General features: G+C 61.6%; 19 protein-coding genes. 2 read left to right on the top strand and 17 right to left on the bottom strand.

The window, feature by feature from the left end:
* Window positions 1-163 precede the first annotated feature (163 nt).
* The 17 genes from typA to phoB form a co-directional block, all read right to left on the bottom strand.
* Complete coding sequence (gene typA, locus WD823_RS04160) at window positions 164-1,984, bottom strand: translational GTPase TypA (RefSeq protein ID WP_368428224.1); 1,821 nt, start codon at window positions 1,982-1,984, stop codon at window positions 164-166.
* 297 nt (window positions 1,985-2,281) lie between these two features.
* Window positions 2,282-3,157, bottom strand: a complete 876-nt coding sequence (gene hslO / locus WD823_RS04155) for an Hsp33 family molecular chaperone HslO (protein ID WP_368428223.1) — start codon at window positions 3,155-3,157, stop codon at window positions 2,282-2,284.
* 62 nt (window positions 3,158-3,219) lie between these two features.
* Window positions 3,220-3,600 (bottom strand): thioredoxin, encoded by a 381-nt coding sequence (gene trxA, locus WD823_RS04150; RefSeq protein ID WP_368428222.1) that lies wholly within the window; start codon window positions 3,598-3,600, stop codon window positions 3,220-3,222.
* A 129-nt stretch (window positions 3,601-3,729) separates the two neighbouring features.
* Complete coding sequence (gene phoU / locus WD823_RS04145; RefSeq protein WP_368428221.1) at window positions 3,730-4,449, bottom strand: phosphate signaling complex protein PhoU; 720 nt, start codon at window positions 4,447-4,449, stop codon at window positions 3,730-3,732.
* A gap of 258 nt (window positions 4,450-4,707) precedes the next feature.
* Window positions 4,708-5,535, bottom strand: coding sequence for a phosphate ABC transporter ATP-binding protein PstB (pstB, locus tag WD823_RS04140; RefSeq protein ID WP_368428312.1), 828 nt, complete (start codon window positions 5,533-5,535; stop codon window positions 4,708-4,710).
* Window positions 5,536-5,606: 71 nt separating this feature from the next.
* A complete protein-coding gene (pstA, locus tag WD823_RS04135; protein ID WP_368428220.1) occupies window positions 5,607-6,545 on the bottom strand; it encodes a phosphate ABC transporter permease PstA in 939 nt (312 codons plus the stop codon).
* The gene (gene pstC / locus WD823_RS04130; RefSeq protein ID WP_368428219.1) at window positions 6,546-7,457 is read right to left on the bottom strand and encodes a phosphate ABC transporter permease subunit PstC; all 912 of its coding nucleotides are present in this window, start codon (window positions 7,455-7,457) and stop codon (window positions 6,546-6,548) included. It abuts the gene before it with no gap.
* Between the two features lie 184 nt (window positions 7,458-7,641).
* Entirely contained in the window at window positions 7,642-8,646 is a 1,005-nt protein-coding gene (locus tag WD823_RS04125; protein WP_368428218.1) for a PstS family phosphate ABC transporter substrate-binding protein, read from the bottom strand.
* 119 nt (window positions 8,647-8,765) lie between these two features.
* On the bottom strand, window positions 8,766-9,908 hold the full coding sequence (arsB, locus tag WD823_RS04120) for an ACR3 family arsenite efflux transporter (RefSeq protein WP_368428217.1): 1,143 nt from the start codon (window positions 9,906-9,908) through the stop codon (window positions 8,766-8,768).
* Entirely contained in the window at window positions 9,905-10,363 is a 459-nt protein-coding gene (gene arsC, locus WD823_RS04115; protein ID WP_368428216.1) for an arsenate reductase (thioredoxin), read from the bottom strand. The genes arsB and arsC overlap by 4 nt, the downstream gene beginning before the upstream one ends.
* Before the next feature lie 13 nt (window positions 10,364-10,376).
* Window positions 10,377-11,759 (bottom strand): hypothetical protein, encoded by a 1,383-nt coding sequence (locus tag WD823_RS04110; protein ID WP_368428215.1) that lies wholly within the window; start codon window positions 11,757-11,759, stop codon window positions 10,377-10,379.
* Window positions 11,756-12,187 (bottom strand): OsmC family protein, encoded by a 432-nt coding sequence (locus WD823_RS04105; RefSeq protein ID WP_368428214.1) that lies wholly within the window; start codon window positions 12,185-12,187, stop codon window positions 11,756-11,758. The genes WD823_RS04110 and WD823_RS04105 overlap by 4 nt, the downstream gene beginning before the upstream one ends.
* Window positions 12,184-12,429, bottom strand: coding sequence for a thioredoxin family protein (locus WD823_RS04100; protein ID WP_368428213.1), 246 nt, complete (start codon window positions 12,427-12,429; stop codon window positions 12,184-12,186). The genes WD823_RS04105 and WD823_RS04100 overlap by 4 nt, the downstream gene beginning before the upstream one ends.
* Complete coding sequence (locus tag WD823_RS04095) at window positions 12,426-13,385, bottom strand: permease (RefSeq protein WP_368428212.1); 960 nt, start codon at window positions 13,383-13,385, stop codon at window positions 12,426-12,428. The genes WD823_RS04100 and WD823_RS04095 overlap by 4 nt, the downstream gene beginning before the upstream one ends.
* A gap of 35 nt (window positions 13,386-13,420) precedes the next feature.
* Complete coding sequence (locus tag WD823_RS04090; RefSeq protein WP_368428211.1) at window positions 13,421-13,771, bottom strand: metalloregulator ArsR/SmtB family transcription factor; 351 nt, start codon at window positions 13,769-13,771, stop codon at window positions 13,421-13,423.
* 168 nt (window positions 13,772-13,939) lie between these two features.
* Window positions 13,940-15,262, bottom strand: a complete 1,323-nt coding sequence (phoR, locus tag WD823_RS04085) for a phosphate regulon sensor histidine kinase PhoR (protein ID WP_368428210.1) — start codon at window positions 15,260-15,262, stop codon at window positions 13,940-13,942.
* 3 nt (window positions 15,263-15,265) lie between these two features.
* Window positions 15,266-15,955 (bottom strand): phosphate regulon transcriptional regulator PhoB, encoded by a 690-nt coding sequence (gene phoB / locus WD823_RS04080; RefSeq protein ID WP_368428209.1) that lies wholly within the window; start codon window positions 15,953-15,955, stop codon window positions 15,266-15,268.
* 161 nt (window positions 15,956-16,116) lie between these two features.
* Here phoB and WD823_RS04075 point away from each other — a divergent pair, with 161 nt between their 5' ends.
* Both WD823_RS04075 and ubiE read left to right on the top strand, forming a co-directional pair.
* Window positions 16,117-16,497, top strand: coding sequence for a gamma-butyrobetaine hydroxylase-like domain-containing protein (locus WD823_RS04075; RefSeq protein ID WP_368428208.1), 381 nt, complete (start codon window positions 16,117-16,119; stop codon window positions 16,495-16,497).
* Between the two features lie 7 nt (window positions 16,498-16,504).
* Window positions 16,505-17,266 carry a bifunctional demethylmenaquinone methyltransferase/2-methoxy-6-polyprenyl-1,4-benzoquinol methylase UbiE gene (gene ubiE / locus WD823_RS04070; RefSeq protein WP_368428207.1) on the top strand — a complete coding sequence of 254 codons (762 nt, stop codon included), beginning with the start codon at window positions 16,505-16,507 and terminating at the stop codon, window positions 17,264-17,266.
* The last annotated feature ends 4 nt before the right edge of the window (window positions 17,267-17,270 follow it).

Here is a 17,270-nt window from a genome sequence, read left to right as displayed (position 1 = left end):
CCCCCCCCCCAATTCCGCCGGGAGCGAGAAGCGGCGCAGGGATGCGCCGTTTGCGGAGCCAAGGATGCAAATTGAACGCGGTTTAGCGCGCCCTGCAAGGGTACGCGCCATGGATGGCGCGTATCAAAACCCCGCTTCACCCTTGAGGAAGCGTTTTCACAATTTAACCCGTCGCTAACCGATCCGCTCGTTTGCGGTCCGTCTCTTTCAAAAACCTCTTGCGCAGGCGCAGGTGGTTGGGGGTTATCTCCACCAGCTCGTCGTCATCGATAAATTCGATGGCACGTTCGAGGGTGAGTTCGATCGGGGGCACGAGGATAACGTTCTCATCCGAGCCGGCGGCACGAAAGTTGGTGAGCTGTTTGCCCTTCATGGCATTCACCACCAGATCGTTGTCGCGCGAATGAATGCCGATGATCATCCCTTCGTACAATGCCTCGCCCGGGCCAATGAACATGCGCCCGCGTTCCTGCAGATTGAACAGTGCATACGCGACGCTCACGCCGGCGCCGTTCGAGACCAGCACGCCATTGATGCGTCCGCCGACCACGCCTTTCTTCTCGGGGCCGTAGTGATCGAACACGTGATAGATCAAGCCGCTGCCGGCGGTGGCGGTGAGGAAATCGGTCTGAAAGCCGATAAGCCCGCGTGCCGGAATCATGTATTCGAGGCGCACGCGGCCCTTGCCGTCCGGTTCCATGTTGAGCAAATCGCCCTTGCGCTGGCCGAGCAGCTCCATGACCGCGCCCTGATGCCGGGTTTCGATGTCCACGGTGAGCTGTTCATACGGCTCGTGGGTCTCGCGGTTCACTTGCTTGGTGATGACCTGCGGGCGCGACACGCCCAGCTCATAGCCTTCGCGCCGCATGTTTTCGAGGAGGATGCCGAGGTGCAGCTCGCCGCGTCCGGAGACGCGGAATTTGTCGGGACTTTCGGTGTCTTCCACACGCAGCGCGACGTTATGGATCAGCTCGCGTTCGAGCCGCTCGTGGATCTGGCGGCTGGTGACGTATTTGCCATCTTGTCCCGCGAACGGGGAGTTATTGACCTCGAAGGTCATGGTGACGGTGGGCTCGTCCACCGACAGCGGCGGCAGGATCTCGACATTGTTCGGGTCGCACAAGGTATCGGAGATGCGCGGGCCGTCAATGCCGGTGATGGCGATGATATCGCCGGCCATGGCCTCGGGCACTTCGGTGCGGTCCAGTCCCATGAAGCCGAGCACTTGCAGTACTTTCCCATTGCGGGTTTTGCCGTCGTGGTCGATGATCACGACTGGTTGATTGGGTTTCACCTTGCCGCGGGTGATGCGGCCGATGGCGATGGCGCCGACGTAGCTCGAATAGGCGATGCTCGAGACCTGCATCTGGAACAGGCCCTCGGGGTCGACCTTCGGGGGCGCGACGTGTTTGATGATGGTCTCGAACAGCGGTGTCATGTCGCCTTCGCTCACGTCCGGCGTGAGTCCGGCGTAGCCGTTCAGCGCCGAGGTGTATACCACCGGGAAATCGAGCTGTTCTTCGGTCGCGCCGAGCTTGTCGAACAGATCAAAAGTCTGGTCCAGCACCCAGTTCGGGCGCGCGCCGGGACGATCGATCTTGTTGATGACGACAATGGGCTTCAGGCCCTGGGCGAAAGCCTTGCGTGTGACGAAGCGCGTCTGCGGCATCGGCCCGTCGACGGCGTCCACCAGCAGCAGCACCGAGTCCACCATCGACAGCACGCGCTCGACCTCGCCGCCAAAGTCGGCGTGTCCTGGCGTGTCGACGATATTGATGCGGTAGTCGTTCCAGCGGATCGCGGTGTTTTTCGCCAGGATCGTGATGCCGCGTTCCTTTTCCAGGACGTTCGAATCCATGATGCGCGTGCCCACGGTCTGGTGCGCGGCGAAGGTGCCGGACTGAGTCAACAGCTTGTCCACGAGCGTGGTCTTGCCATGATCGACATGGGCGATGATGGCGATGTTGCGCAATTTCTGGATCATAAAAGATAAAAGATTTTTACCAGCTCCCCCTCTCCCCTTGCGGGAGAGGGCAAGGGGTGAGGGGTTCAACCAGTTTCAGCATCTCTCCCCCTCATCCTCATCGGTTCCTGCCGGGGTGCGCGAACACCTTGCGCACCCGCTCGATGGCGCGGATGTCCACCGAACATCCGCGAAACCTCCATCTCGCCTCCCGCAAGGGGAGAAGGGGGCGAGCCGTGGCGCGCTTGCGCGCGCACTCTTTCACTCTAGCCAAAAGGCCGCGCATTATACACAGTTACGGGTTAATTTACCGGCGTATCAGTGGCGTGTGGTTGTCGCAGGGGTACCGTGAACGCCGGTAAGCAGCTGTTCCGCGTCAATCCGGTCGAATTCATAAGAATCGCCGCAGAATTCGCAGTCCACGCGGATTGATCCCTGTTCTGCGAGAATCGAATGTACCTCGTCGCGCCCGAGCATGCGCAGCACGGTTTCAACCCGTCGGCGCGAGCAGGAACAGCGGAAACTGACCGGCATCCGTGAAAACAGCCGGATATCCTCTTCATGATAGAGGCGATGAATAATTTCGGCTACCGGAAGCGCGAGCAGTTCCTCCCGCGTGATGGTGGAGCCAAGGTGCACGGCGCGAATCCAGGCCTCATCGTCCGACAACGGGCTGTCCGGCAGGCGTTGCAGGAGCATGCCCGCTGCCTGTCGGGTGTCAGAGGCGAGCCACAGGCGCGTGGCAAGCTGCTCGGACCGGGCGAAATAGTTTTCAAACGCCTCGGCCACGGACAGTCCCTCAAGTTCCACGATTGCCTGGTAAAGTTCCCTGCCTTTCAACGGATCAATGGTCACGGCTAGACGGCCGTCTCCGACAAGTTCGGAAAGCGGCGCGTCCGGCACCTCGCCATCCCACTGCGCAATGGCGCGCATGGTGCGGTCGCTGGTGCACTCGACCACCAGCAGGCTGACCGGACCGCTGCCCTGCACCTGCATGATGAGCCGGCCGTCGAATTTGATCGTGGAGGTAAGCAGCGCGGCGGCGGCCATGAGTTCACCCAGCACGTCGCGCACGCGGGGCGGATATTCGCGCCGCTCGAGCACGGCGCGCCAGGTGGCGTCGAGATGCACGATCTCCCCGCGTATCGGCGCGTGCTCGAAAATGAATCGTTGTAGCGAATCACGGATGGTCATGATTGATTTACCAAGCGAATTATAGCCGGGAGGGGATTCGCCGAATCCGGAGACAGAGTTTATCAGCCGCGCTTCTGCGCATCGGCACTTTCCTGCTCGATTTCGCGGCGGATTTTATCCATGTCCAGGGCCTTGGCCTTTTGGATAATCTGTTCGAGCGCGGCGGCGGGCAACGAACCGGGTTGCGAAAAGATGAGGATGTTTTCGCGAAAAATCATCAGGGTCGGAATTGAGCGAATCTGGAAATAGGCCGCCAATTCCTGCTGTTCCTCGGTATTGACCTTGGCAAAGATCGCATCCGGGAATTTGATCGAGGCCGCTTCGTAGACCGGCGCAAACGAACGACACGGTCCGCACCACGGCGCCCAGAAGTCCACGAGAACCATATTGTTTTCACTCACGACTTGATGAAAATTTTCCTGTGTTACTTCTTGAATAGCCACGTTTTCTCCCGCGGGCATTGGAGACATGCCCAGTTTCATTGAGTTTGACAGGATTTCAGCCGGTAGATCGATGCGATTGCCTTGTCAGCAAGATGGGGACGGGATTACAAAAATCAAACACGATAATCGTCAGGAGGACTCTTTACCCAGGATTTCCTGCGCCACCTGGTCGAGGCTCGTGTGGCGGATATCCTTGCCTTTGACGAAGTAAATGATGTACTCGCAGATATTGCGCGCGTGATCGCCTATGCGTTCGAGCGCCCGCGCCGCCCAGATCACGTTCAGCACACGGGAAATGGTGCGCGGGTCTTCCATCATGTAGGTAATCAGCTGGCGTATGGCGCCTTCGTATTCTTGGTCTGCTTTGCGGTCCTCGCGCGCCGTCAGCAGCGCCGACTCGACGTCCACGCGCGCAAAGGCGTCGAGGGCGTCATGCACCATCTGGCGAACGTGCTGGCCCAGCACCTGGATCTCGGCATAATTGTTCTTTGGTCGTTCCTCGCCCGCCAGCCGCACCGCCATGCGCGCGATTTTCTCGGCCTCGTCGCCGATGCGCTCGAGATCGGTGATGGTCTTGATCACGGCCACCACCAGGCGCAGGTCGCTCGCCGCCGGTTGGCGCCGGGCGATGATCTGGTTGCATTCCTCGTCGATGGTGACTTCCAGCTTATTGACCTTGGTGTCGTTCATGATGACGGCCTCGCCGAGGGCGACGTCGCCCTTGACCAGGGCGATCATGGCCTGCTCGATCTGCTGTTCCACCAGGCCACCCATCTGCAATACGTGCGAGCGGATTTCCTCAAGCTCAACATTGTATTGGTGTGAAATATGGGTATGTATAGGTTCCATGGTGCTCTCCGTAATTTCTTGCTAGCCGTCCTTGGCGTTGCCTTGTTGACTTCGTTGGGCCCCAGCCCGGCCTTTCCTCGCTTCGCATCCCGCTCCGCGCGGAAAGGCCGGGGTTCGCCATCCCTGGCGAACCCGCTCGCCGGGAGAAAGGTCCACCGGACCTTTCTCTGTTTCTGTCTCGCCCCAGGCCGGGCGTTCGCCTGCGTGAATGCACGTTAAGTGCATTCACGAATAACCCGGCTCACCCTCTTCCGGGCTTCAGCCATAACGCCCGGTGATATAGTCTTCGGTGCGTTTCTGGGTGGGGTTGGTAAAGATGGAATCGGTATCCCCGAACTCCACCAGCTCGCCCAGATGCATGAAAGCAGTGTAATCCGAAACCCGGGCCGCCTGTTGCATGTTATGCGTCACGATCAGGATTGTGAGTTTTTTCTTGAGCTCGGTGATGAGTTCTTCAATTGACGCCGTCGCGATGGGATCCAGCGCCGAGGTCGGCTCGTCAAACAGCAGGATCTCCGGGTCGGTCGCGAGCGCGCGGGCGATGCACAGACGCTGCTGCTGGCCGCCCGAGAGGTTGAAGGCGAGGTCGTGGAGGCGGTCCTTGGCCTCGTCCCACAGGGCCGCGCTGCGCAGCGCTTCCTCGACCTTGTCATCCAGCAGGCTGCGTCGCTTGACGTCACGCACGCGCAGGCCATAGGCGACATTCTCGTAGATGGATTTGGGGAACGGGTTCGGCTTCTGGAACACCATCGAGATGCGCATGCGCACCTCAATCGGGTCGACGTTCCTGGCCAGGATGTTGACGTTGTCCGGATGGATCAGGATTTCGCCCTCGTAGCGGTTACCGGGGTAGAGGTCGTGCATGCGGTTGAAGCAGCGCAGGAACGTGGACTTACCGCAGCCCGAGGGGCCGATCAACGCCGTTACCTGCTTTTCGGCCAGCTCCAGGTTGATATTCTTGAGTGCCTGGACCGTGCCGCCGTAATAGAAGTTGAGGTCCTTCGCCAGCGCCTTGATGAGGGGGCGGGAGGCGGTCCGGGACGAAGTATCGGACGCCGTGGTACCCGGTTTGGAGGGCGGACTCATGGCTCCATTATAGGTCGGCACGGCCTTACGGACAGCAAACTGGACTTCGGGATTCATGGGTTCCCCCTGATTTACCATTTGATGCGTTTGCGGTAGCGGTAGCGCAGCCAGATCGCGACGGCGTTCATGGCCAGCGTCATCACGATGATTACCACCCCGGCGGCGGCGGCGTTCTCCAGGAACGCTGCTTGCGGACGCGACAGCCAGGAGAACATCTGGATCGGCAGCACCGTGAACGGCGCGAACAGCCAGTCGAACGACACGAACGGCGGCGCGGTCGTCACCGGCGACGGCGGCAGGAAGGCGATGAAGGTGAGCGCGCCGATGGTGATGATCGGGGCGGTCTCGCCGATGGCGCGCGCCATGCCGATGATCATGCCCGTGAGGATGCCCGCGGTCGAGTAAGGCAGCACGTGGTGCGCCACCGTCTGCAACTTGGTGGCGCCGACGGCGTAGGCGGCCTCGCGAATCGCACCCGGCACGGCACGGATCGCCTCGCGCGTGGCCACGATCACCACCGGCAGGATGAGCAGCGCCAGCGTGAGCCCGGCGGCGAGAATGCTCTGGCCCAGGTCGAGTTGGTACACGAACAGGCCGAGCGCCAGCAGACCGTAGACGATCGACGGCACGCCGGCGAGGTTGGTGACGTTGATCTCGATCAGATCGGTCATCCAGTTGCGCGGCGCGTATTCCTCGAGGTAGACGCCGGCGGCGACGCCGAGCGGCACGCCGGCGAACGCGGTCACCAGCATCACCAGCGTGGTGCCGACCCAGGCCGAGAGGATGCCGGCCTGGCCGGCATGGCGCGAGGGGAATGAGGTAAAGAAATCGTAATTCAGCCGGCCGTAGCCGTCCAGCACCAGGTCCAGGAACAGCGCCAGCAGCGTGATCACGCCCAGCAGCATCGCGGCCAAACCGATCATGGAAAAGATGACGTCCCAGCGCTTGTGCCGGGCGATCATGGCGCGGATGGAGGCTACCTTGTTGGCGGTATCGGACAGGTCGGACATTTAGTAAGCCTCGCGGAAGCGCCGGCGCATCAGATGGCCGATGACATTGAAGAACAAGGTCATGAGCAGCAGCACCAGACCGGCGGCGAAGATGGTCTGGTATTCGAGACTGCCGTGCGGCAGGTCGCCGAGGCTCACCTGGACGATGTAGGCGCTGATAGTGGCCGCGCCCTCGAGCGGGTTCCAGGTCAGGTTCGGCTGGGTGCCGGCGGCGATGGCCACCACCATGGTTTCGCCCACCGCGCGCGAGATGCCGAGGATGTAGGCCGCCACGATGCCGGAGGCGGCCGCCGGCGTGACCACGCGCAGCGCGGTCTGAAAGCGCGTCGCCCCCATGGCGTACGAACCTTCGCGGATGTGCATCGGCACCGCGCGCATGGCGTCCTCGCTCACCGAGGCGACGTAGGGGATGATCATGATGCCCATTACGAGGCCGGCCGAGAGCATGTTAAAGCCGGGAAGATCGGGAATGATTATCTGCAACAGCGGCGTGATGAACAGCAGCGCGAAATAGCCGTACACGATCGTGGGCACGCCGCTCAGCAGCTCGAGAAACGGTTTGACCACCTCGCGCACCCGGTGCGAGGCGAACTCCGACAGGTAGATGGCAATGACGGTGCCGAGCGGGACCGCGACCGCCAGGGCCACGGCGCTGGTGAGCAGGGTGCCGGACACGAGCGGCAGGATGCCGAAATGCTTGTCGGAGAAGAGCGGCGTCCATTGCGTGTCGGTCAGGAACTCCCACAACGAGACATGGGCGAAGAATCCAAGCGATTCGTACACCAGGATGACCATGATAGCGATGGTCACGGCGACGGCGGTGAACGCCGCCAGGAACAGCAGCCCCTGAATGATCCGCTCCGGCAGATGACGCCGGGTTTGGTAAGCAAAGCGGGACGGTTGAGGAGTCATCTCTTTGATTTTACTTCTGTTTTAGCTTTTTCAGGTACCTCATCACGAGACAGGCATGGTAGGCGTTCTGTGTGACAGTTTTATGACAATCCGGTGCCTGTTTTATGCCGGAATAATTTTGCCGGAGACAATAAAGAAGGGCGCCATAGGGCGCTCTTCGGGTGCGACGTGCAGCAGTAACGGCTTACAGATGGGCCGCGCGCTTCAACAGCTCATCCACGCGGACGCCGACTTCGTTTTTACCGCCGAAACCGGTACCAAGCTTCTTGCCGTTGAAGTTTTTCAGCGCCAGGTCATAGTGCGCCGGGGAAAGCGGCACATAGCCTACTTCCTTGACCAGTTTGGGCGCGTTCTTGAGATAGAAATTGATGAATTCCTTCACCTCCGGCTTGGCCATGGACTTCTCGGCCACGTAGATGAAGATCGGGCGCGCCAACGGCAGGTAGGTGCCGGCCATGACGGTTTCGAGCGAGGGCTCGACGGCCTTGGAGGCGCCCTTGTTGATGATTGGCACGGATCTCAGCTTGCCCTGGTTTTCCTCGTAGTAAGCAAGGCCGAAATAACCGATCGCGTACTTGTCGCGCGACACGCCTTGCACCAGCACGTTGTCGTCCTCGCTGGCGGTGAAGTCGCCGCGGCAGGCCTTTTCCTTACCGTTGATGGCGTCCGTGAAGTAATCGAAGGTGCCCGAATCGGCGCCCGGCCCGAACAGTCCGATCTTATGGTTGGGCCACTTAGGGTTGATGTCGCTCCACTTCATGACCTTGCCTTGCGCCGCCGGCTCCCACATCTTCTTGAGCTCTTCCACGGTCATGCTCTTGATCCAGTCGTTCTTCGGGTTGACCACGACGGTCAGGGCATCGAATGCCACCGGCAGCTCGACGTACCGGATGCCGGCTTCCTTGCACAGGTCCATTTCCTTCTTGAGGATCGGGCGCGAGGCGTCCGAGATGTCGGTCTCGCCGCGGCAGAACTTCTTGAAACCGCCGCCGGTGCCGGACACGCCCACGGTCACCCTGGAGCCCTTGTGAGTTTTCTGGAATTCCTCGGCCACCGCCTCGGTAATCGGGAACACGGTGCTGGAACCGTCGACCATGATGATGGATTCGGCCATAGCCGGGACGAATGTGCCGGCGATGCCGCCCAGCACCGCGGTAACAGTCGCGAGCGCCACTAATGTACGTTTCATTTGCATGCTATGTCCTCCGGAAACGGGAATGTGTAAAAAATATTAATAAGGTCTGTTTAACGCGGCGCTACTATCCCAGCGCAATATGACAAATACATGACGCATCCATGACGAAATGATTAAACATTGTTTGGCAGTGCTTTCTGGCTGTTTTCCACGGCGGGACAACATTGCGCGTAACCTGGCACGCCGGGTTTGATCTCGTACCAGGCGCGCGTGGCATTGACGATCTTGACGACGGACAGCATGACCGGCACCTCGATCAGCACGCCCACCACGGTGGCGAGCGCCGCGCCGGACTGGAAGCCGAACAGGCTGATGGCGGCGGCCACGGCGAGTTCGAAGAAGTTGCTGGCGCCGATCAGCGCCGAGGGACCGGCCACGCAGTGAGCGATCCTGAAGCGGCGGCTGAGCAGGTAGGCCAGCCCCGAGTTGAAATACACCTGGATCAGGATCGGCACCGCGAGCAGGGCGATGATCAGCGGCTGCGCCAGGATCTGTTCGCCCTGGAAGCCGAACAGCAGCACCAGCGTTGCCAGCAGCGCGGCCAGCGATGGCAGGTGCAGGCGCGCGAGCGTGCGTTCGAGCGCCGCCGCGCCGCCGTGCCTGAGCAACTGTGTGCGCCACAGTTGGGCAGCGATCACCGGGATGACTATATAAAGCACGACCGACAGCAGCAGCGTGTCCCAGGGAACAGTAATGGCCGAGAGGCCGAGCAGCAGTCCCACGATCGGCGCGAAGGCGAAAACCATTATCGTGTCGTTCAGCGCTACCTGCGTGAGCGTGAAATTCGGCTCGCCGCCGGACAGCCGGCTCCAGACGAACACCATGGCGGTGCAGGGCGCGGCGGCCAGCAGGATCAGGCCGGCGACATAGGAATCGAGCTGTTCCGCCGGCAGCCAGTCGGCAAACGCGTGGCGGATGAATATCCAGGCGAGCAGCGCCATCGAGAACGGCTTGACGCCCCAGTTGATGAACAGCGTCACGCCCACGCCCTTCCAGTGGCGGCGCACCTCGCGCAGCGCGCCGAAGTCCACCTTGAGCAGCATCGGAATGATCATCAGCCAGATCAGCAGCGCCACCGGCAGGTTTACGCGTGCGAGTTCCATTTTGCCGATCGCCAGGAACGGCGCCGGGAACAGATGCCCGAGAGCCACGCCCGCGGCGATACAGGCGAACACCCACAGCGTCAGGTAGCGCTCGAATATTCCCATAGGATTGCCCGCGGCGCGTTTGCCCGTGGTTTCACATTGTGCGCTCATGCTTTCTCCTTGGTGTCGCTGCGCGCCATTATTTTTAGTCCGCCGATCAGGCCCTCGACGCGGTTTTTTATTTCATCGCGCGTGGCGCGGAACTTGGCCATGACTTCATCCTCCGTGCCTGTCGCCTTCGCCGGGTCATCCAGCGGCCAGTGTTTTTTCTGCACGCCGGCCGGCAGCGTCGGGCAGTGCTCGTCGGCATGGCCGCACACGGTAACGACGAGGTCGGCTTGCGCCAGCATGTCAGGCGTCACGCGCGTGGATTCCTGGAGCGAAATGTCCACCCCCGCTTCGCGCATCACGGCAATGGCTCTCTTGTTCTTTCCGTGCGCCTCGATGCCGGCCGAGGAAACCTCAAGCCATTCCCCGCCAAGATGATTGGCCCAGCCCTCGGCCATTTGCGAGCGGCAGGAGTTGCCGGTGCAGAGGAACAGGATTTTTACCTTGCGTTTGTACATGATCGCCTCGTCGTCACAGATTGCTGAATTCGAAGTCGTGGCCCGTTGCATCCGGCCAAGCGGCGAACGTCGTCGCGGCATTGTCGGGCGCCACCACGACCGGGGCGAAGCCGCCGCCCGGGGTGCGGAAGTTCGTGGTCTGGCCTTGGTACAGACGCGCCGCCAGCGCCTGGATCGCGCCGTCGTAGACGTAGGCGCGGATGTCGAGCTTGAGGTCCAGCGTGTCGCCTTTGACATGCAACGCACGCTCGCTCGGCGGCACGGTTTCCTGGGCCACGTAGTCAGCGCCGAGAATCTCGGACCACACACGCTTGGTGAGCTTGTCGCCGCGGTAGGCGGCCTTGCTGCCGTAACCCGCCGCCGGCTTGAAAAAATAACGCCGGCGTTCGACCCACAGCGCCTCGGCGTGCGCGGCATTCACGGCCACGGTCCGGGGCACACCGCGCGTCAATATTTCGATCGTTGTCGCGGGCAGATCGAGCGCGCGCAGAAAATCCGGGTCCGATAGACGCACCAGGTTGCGCTTGTCGGCGTACAGCGCGTGCGCGCGCGGGTGCGGCGTCAGCACCACCGCGCCGGCCTCATAGGCCGCGCGCAGGGCGGCATGCTCCGGTGCCGTAAGGTAGAAATCCGTCAAGCGGTTGTAGACGAGATCGATGCGTTGCTCGCCATGCCACAATGCGCCGTCGCGCCAAACGAGTTCGCGCGCATCCGCGATCACGGCTTCGAGCCGGTGGCGCTCGAACAAGGCGCGGAACAGCAGGAACTCCGGATAAAGATATTGTTCCGCCGGCGCGTCATCCACGATGGCAATGCGCCTGAGCGTTTGCTCACCGCGGCTAAGGCGCCACTCGGCGAGGAACATTTCGACGATGCTGTGCTCGATCTGCCCGGCGGTCCCGGACGATGCCAGGAACGCTTCGGCCTCGTTGCAGCAGGCGCGCTGCGCCTGCGCCAGTGCCGCCACGAGCAGCGCCCCGCCGGCATTGGTATTGATCTCGATCAGCCGCGGTCCGCCGGGGTCAAGATGGAAATCGTAACCCAGGAACACACCGCGCGGTCCGGGATCGAGGCGCGCGCTGGCCGGGGCGCGCGCCAGCGCCTGCTCCCGGTAACCGGGCAGGTGCACGGCGGATTCGATGGCCTGAATAGTGGAAGTCATGGCGCGCGCCTGGGCGGCTGATACGAACACCGGCGTGGCCGAGAACGCGTGCGGGCGCTCGCTCCAAGGCGGTTGCGCCAGCGCCGCCGCATCCGGCGCCAGCCCCAGCGCCTGCGCCAGGCGCGGGCTATCGAGCGTGTGGCACAGGCAGTTGCGGTTGAGTTGCGTGGCCAGATCGGGGGTGGCGTTGCTGTTCATCATCGCGGCCGGCGATGTGTTCGATATATCGTTCATGACTTGCTCCCGGCGGCGCGCCGGATAGTGCCGGTGATGGTGGTGCCGGCGGCGAGCGTGTTGTACACGGTGCCATACTTCTTCATGTTCTGGTGCAGCAGCTCCAGGCGTCTGTCGCTTTCGTCGGTGTCCACCGTGAGCGTATATTCGATGCTGGCCATTTTGGGCGGCGTATCCTGGCGCACACCGCGCAGCACCACCTCGACGCCGCGCAGCTGAAAGTGCAGCATCGGCGTCACCCGCTCGATGCCCTTGATCATGCAGCCAGCGAGCGCCGCCAGCAGCAGCTCGACCGGGTTGAAGGCGTCCATGCGCCCGTCGACGTCGGTATCGAGCAACAGCTCGGCTTCCTTGCAGGAAGCAAGGCTGCCGTGCGCGTCCAGGCGCTCGGCGCTGACGCCGTATTCGAGCAGCGGCTTGTCGTTCACGGCGACCCATCCCCGAGCCAGCCCTCGACTCTCTTGCGGTCCGGCACACCGCCGGTGTGCACCACCTTGCCGTCGATCACCACCCCCGGTGTGGACATCACGCCATAAGCCATGATGTCGGCGATGTTCTCGACCTTTTCGACTGCGACCGCCATGCCCCTGGCTTGCGCCGCGTCCTCGATGAGCTTCACGGTGGCCTTGCAGTTGGCGCAGCCGGTGCCGAGCACCTGCACGTTTTTCATATGACACCTCTTAATGCGTTGAACAGCAGGCCCACGACCACGAACGCCGTGGCCAGGTAGCCCGCGAACACCCCGAGCAGCGGCCACTGCACGACCTTGCGCAGGATCACCATCTCGGGCAGCGACAGCGCCGTGACCGCCATCATGAAGGCCAGCACGGTGCCGAGCGGCACGCCTTTGCCCAGCAGCACCTCGGCGATCGGAATGATGCCGACGGCATCGGAATAGAGCGGCACCCCGACCGTCACCGCACCGAGCACCGACAGCAGGCCGCCGTCACCGGCGATGCGCGCCACGAAATCCTGCGGCACGTAACCGTGGATGAAGGCGCCGACGCCGACGCCAATGAGCACGAACTTCCAGATGCGCCCGACGACCTCGCGCACCTGCGAAGCCGCGTATTCATGCCGGCCCTTGAGCGAGACGTCGGGTGCTGCGCGTTGCGCCTCGCCCATGTGGATTTTCCAGACATATGCTTCGACCCAGCGCTCGGGGCGAAAGCGCTCGATCACGAAGCCACCGACGAAGGCCACGGTCAGGCCGGTGGCGACGTAGATCAGGGCCGTCTGCCAGCCAATCACCGAGGCCAGCACCACGATCGCGACCTCGTTGATCATCGGGCTCGCGATCAGGAACGACAGCGTTACGCCGAGCGGGATGCCGGCCTCGACGAAGCCGATGAACAGCGGGATCGACGAGCACGAACAAAACGGCGTCACCGCCCCCAGCCCGACCGCCATGAAGCGGCTTTGCAGATTGCCGCGGTTGCGGATGAACTCGCGCACACGCTCGGGCGAAAGCATGGCGCGCAGCAACCCCATGACGTAGATCACCAGCGTGAGCAGCACCAGGATCTTGGTCACGTCCATGACGAAGAAATGCAGCGCGGCGCCAAGGGCCGTGCCCTGCATCCCGGCGAGGTCGTAGACGATCCAGTTGGCGAAGGCTTCGAACATGGTTCATCCTAGAACAGTTACGGTTGCGTCCACCGTCAGGGGCAGCAGCGCACCGGCGGCCGATTCGGTGCGCCGCGCAGACGCTTGCGGTCCTGCGCGAAGGGCTTGGCTGCGGCGTTTGCCTGGCTCGCCGTATTCAGAATTTCACGCGCCCACGACGGCAAGTCCGGGTTGAGACGATAATGAACCCACAATCCTTCGCGCCGGTCGCTGACGATCCCGCTCTCACGCAGCATGGCGAGGTGGCGCGAGATCTTGGGCTGGGATTCGCCGAGCGCGTGGGTCAGCTCGCATACGCACAACTCGCCTTCCGCGGCCAGCAGCAGCAGGCAGCGCAGGCGTGTCGGATCGGCCAGGGCGGGGAAGAAGCTTTCGACGGTAATCATGAGCTAAATATATGCCTAAACATATATATGTTCAAGCATATATATGATAATAGGCTTATCCGTCAAAAAAGCACGGAAAATTAATGGCTTGTGATGGCGTAATCCGGCGGTGGGCTGGATTGACCGGTACAGCGGTGATCGGGAACGGGCGGCGGGTGTTGCCCGCGGTCAGGCAGTACTGGAAACAGGTTTGTCGGCGTGCCGGATGCGGGCGGCGGGGAAGATGCAGGTGAAGGTGCTGCCGACGCCGAGTTCGCTCTCGATCTCAAGGCGTGCGTCGTGACGCAGCAGCACGTGCTTGACGATGGACAGTCCGAGACCGGTGCCGCCCGAGGCGCGCGAGCGCGCCGTGTCGACGCGATAGAAGCGTTCTGTCAGATGCGGGATGTGTTCCGGGGCGACGCCCATGCCGGTATCGCTGACGGTAAAATTGGCGCCCCCGTCCGGGGACGTGCTCCATTGCAGCGCGATACGGCCGCCGGCCGGCGTGTAGCGCACGGCGTTGTTGATCAGGTTGGAGAAGGCGCTGAGCAGCTCATCGCGGCTTCCGAGGAGCCGCAGGTTCCGGTCCGCCTCGATCGTGATGACGTGACGCTGTTCGCCGCTCAGCAGTTGCGCCTGCTCCTTGAGTCCGGCCAGCAGCGCCGTCACGTCCACCGTCTCGTCGTGGGTGCGCGGCGGCGCAGTCTCCAGTTTCGACAGCATGAGCAGATCGTCCACCAGCCGCTGCATGCGCAGCGTCTGCTCCTCCATGGTCGCGAGGTATTTCTTGAAATCCTCCATACGTATCTGGTCTATGTGGCCCAGGGTCTCGACGAAACCGCCGAGCACGGTGAGCGGCGTGCGCAGTTCATGCGAGACGTTGGCGACGAAATTACGGCGCATCTGTTCCAAGCGCGCGAGACGCGTGACGTCGCGCCCGATCACGAGCTTTTGCAGGCTGCCGAACGGCGTGACCTGGATGGAAATGTGGGTTTCGCTGCTCTCCGGAGAGCTGATTTCCAGCAGTTCGGAGTAGTCGCCGCGCTGCAGGTACTGGATGAAATCGGGATCGCGCAGCAGGTTGAACAGGCGCGTGCCGGCATCGCGCGGGTAGCGAATGCCGAACAGGCGCGCGGCGGAGGGGTTGGCCCATTCGATATCGCCTTCCTGCGACAGGATCACCATCGCATCCGGCATAGCCGCGGCAGCGCTCTGGAACCGGCCCAGCATCTCGTTCAGCTGGTCCTCTCGGTGTTCCGTCTGTTTCATGAGCTTGCGGATTTCGTTGAACACATCGCCCCATAAGCCTTCGGCTTCGGGTATTTCCGCCTGCTGGTGGTTGAGCAGCCAGTGGTGCAAGCGTTGCAACTGGCGCATCGTAAAAAAAATGTAAAGGCCGTAACCGATGGCGGCGATGAGAAACGGGCGCCCGGTGATAAGGCCGAGCACAAGGCTCGCGATGGCGATGCCCGCCAGGATCCAGATTTCACGCCAGATGTTCTGCGACACGTATCAGCTCTGCGCCGAGAAGCGATAGCCGGTGCCGCGCACGGTCTGGATCAGCCGGTCGTGGCCGGTGGGAGTCAGTATTTTGCGCAGCCGGCGGATATGCACGTCCACCGTGCGTTCCTCGACGTACACGTTATTGCCCCACACACTGTTCAGCAGGCGCTCGCGGCTGTGCACGCGCTCGGGATGAGTCATGAAGAAGTGCAGCAGGCGGAATTCGGTGGGACCCAGGCTGAGGGTTTTATCCACCGCCGTGACGCGGTGTGTCACCGGGTCCAGCGACAACCCACCGGTTTCCACGGCCAGTTCCGCCGCGTGCGGTGTGGTGCGCCGCAACAGCGCCCGGATCCGGGCCAACAGCTCGCGCGTGGAAAAGGGCTTGGTGATGTAATCGTCCACCCCGCTGTCGAACCCCTTGACCTTGTCCTCCTCCTCGGTGCGCGCAGTCAGCATGATAACCGGAATGTCCTCGGTCAATTTCTCGCGCCGCAGCTGACGGGCGTACTCCACGCCGCTCACCTTTGGCAGCATCCAGTCGAGGAGTATAAGGTCGGGTTTGTCTGCCAGGATCTTTTCTTGGGCTTCGGCGGAATCCGCGGCCTCGATACATTCGTAGTTTGTCTGCGACAAAGCAAGGCTCACCATTTGCCGGATGGCGGGTTCGTCATCGACAATGAGAATTTTACTGCGCATGGGTTGATAATCGTATTTGCGTTCCCTCGGAGTGGCGCCATTTCATACCATATATATTACATTTTGGTTACCATTACCGTTTCATGGCTATTCCGTGACAATGGCTGAAATTTCTCTTGGAATCAGTATAGTAGCGGTGACCGCATTCTCCGCACGAAAACATGCGCCAAAACACCGTTCGACCGACCGACATCAAATTGCACCAGAAATCGCGCCTTCTCGAAGTGGCGTTCGATGACGGTAGCCAGTTCATGCTTTCCTGCGAATACTTGCGGGTATATTCGCCGTCGGCGGAAGTCCGTGGCCACGGCCCGGGGCAGGAAGTCCTGCAGGTCGGCAAGGAAAACGTGAATATTACCGGTATCGATCCGGTGGGGAGTTACGCCGTGTGTCTGCATTTTGACGATGGACATAATACCGGGCTGTATTCCTGGGATTGGTTGCATCATCTGGGAAAGAATCAGGACAAACTCTGGGCCCAATATCTCGAGAAACTCGCCAAGGCCGGGGTGAGCCGTCAACTTTCGAAGCCTGCGGAGTAAATTGGGGATGCCACAGCCCGACCGGAAAGAACCCGCGACGCACTTCGGTTACCGCGAAGTGCCGGAATCCGCGAAAGACGGTCTCGTCTCCGGTGTATTTCATTCCGTCGCGGGCAAATACGATTTGATGAATGACCTGATGTCCCTGGGGATCCATCGCCTGTGGAAGCAGTTTGCCACGGAGGCGAGCGGTGTCCGTGCCGGATTTCGCGTGCTCGATGTCGCCGGTGGGACCGGCGACATGGCGGCCAGGTTCGCCCTGCGCGTGGGTTGGCGCGGGCAGGTGGTGCTTGCCGACATCAATCGCTCGATGCTGGAAGTCGGTCGAACCCGTTTGGCCGACCAGGGTTATGCCGGCAATATCGCTTTCGTGCAGGCCAACGCCGAGAATCTGCCTTTTCCCGACGATCACTTCGACCGCGTGAGTATTGCTTTCGGTTTGCGCAACGTGACCCATATCGACCGGGCGCTGGCGTCCATGTTTCGCGTACTGAAACCGGGCGGTTCTTTGCTGGTGCTCGAATTTTCCCGCCCCACGATTTCGGGATTGAACCGGCTCTACGACGCTTATTCCTTTAATATCCTGCCGTGGCTCGGACGGGTCATCGCCAAGGATGAAGGGAGCTATCGCTACCTGGCCGAGTCCATACGCAAACATCCCGATCAGCAGGCGTTGCAGACCATGATGGAACAGGCGGGTTTCGAGCGGGTGGAATTTTTCAATTTGAGCGGCGGTATCGTCGCCTTACACCGGGGTTATAAATATTAAGCAG

Source organism: Sulfuricaulis sp. (assembly GCF_040901545.1).
Classification (GTDB): domain Bacteria; phylum Pseudomonadota; class Gammaproteobacteria; order Acidiferrobacterales; family Sulfurifustaceae; genus Sulfuricaulis.
This window is presented reverse-complemented; position numbering and strand designations above follow the sequence as displayed.

Excerpts from the sequence above, each read along its gene's own strand:
- WD823_RS04110 (WP_368428215.1), bottom strand. The coding sequence starts at position 11,759 with ATGAACGATATATCGAACACATCGCCGGCCGCGATGATGAACAGCAAC.
- WD823_RS04100 (WP_368428213.1), bottom strand. The coding sequence starts at position 12,429 with ATGAAAAACGTGCAGGTGCTCGGCACCGGCTGCGCCAACTGCAAGGCC.
- phoB (WP_368428209.1), bottom strand. The coding sequence starts at position 15,955 with ATGCGCAGTAAAATTCTCATTGTCGATGACGAACCCGCCATCCGGCAA.
- arsB (WP_368428217.1), bottom strand. The coding sequence starts at position 9,908 with ATGAGCGCACAATGTGAAACCACGGGCAAACGCGCCGCGGGCAATCCT.
- WD823_RS04095 (WP_368428212.1), bottom strand. The coding sequence starts at position 13,385 with ATGTTCGAAGCCTTCGCCAACTGGATCGTCTACGACCTCGCCGGGATG.
- typA (WP_368428224.1), bottom strand. The coding sequence starts at position 1,984 with ATGATCCAGAAATTGCGCAACATCGCCATCATCGCCCATGTCGATCAT.
- WD823_RS04090 (WP_368428211.1), bottom strand. The coding sequence starts at position 13,771 with ATGATTACCGTCGAAAGCTTCTTCCCCGCCCTGGCCGATCCGACACGC.
- arsC (WP_368428216.1), bottom strand. The coding sequence starts at position 10,363 with ATGTACAAACGCAAGGTAAAAATCCTGTTCCTCTGCACCGGCAACTCC.
- WD823_RS04125 (WP_368428218.1), bottom strand. The coding sequence starts at position 8,646 with ATGAAACGTACATTAGTGGCGCTCGCGACTGTTACCGCGGTGCTGGGC.
- phoU (WP_368428221.1), bottom strand. The coding sequence starts at position 4,449 with ATGGAACCTATACATACCCATATTTCACACCAATACAATGTTGAGCTT.
- hslO (WP_368428223.1), bottom strand. The coding sequence starts at position 3,157 with ATGACCATCCGTGATTCGCTACAACGATTCATTTTCGAGCACGCGCCG.
- pstA (WP_368428220.1), bottom strand. The coding sequence starts at position 6,545 with ATGTCCGACCTGTCCGATACCGCCAACAAGGTAGCCTCCATCCGCGCC.
- ubiE (WP_368428207.1), top strand. The coding sequence starts at position 16,505 with ATGCCACAGCCCGACCGGAAAGAACCCGCGACGCACTTCGGTTACCGC.
- pstC (WP_368428219.1), bottom strand. The coding sequence starts at position 7,457 with ATGACTCCTCAACCGTCCCGCTTTGCTTACCAAACCCGGCGTCATCTG.
- WD823_RS04075 (WP_368428208.1), top strand. The coding sequence starts at position 16,117 with ATGCGCCAAAACACCGTTCGACCGACCGACATCAAATTGCACCAGAAA.
- pstB (WP_368428312.1), bottom strand. The coding sequence starts at position 5,535 with ATGAGTCCGCCCTCCAAACCGGGTACCACGGCGTCCGATACTTCGTCC.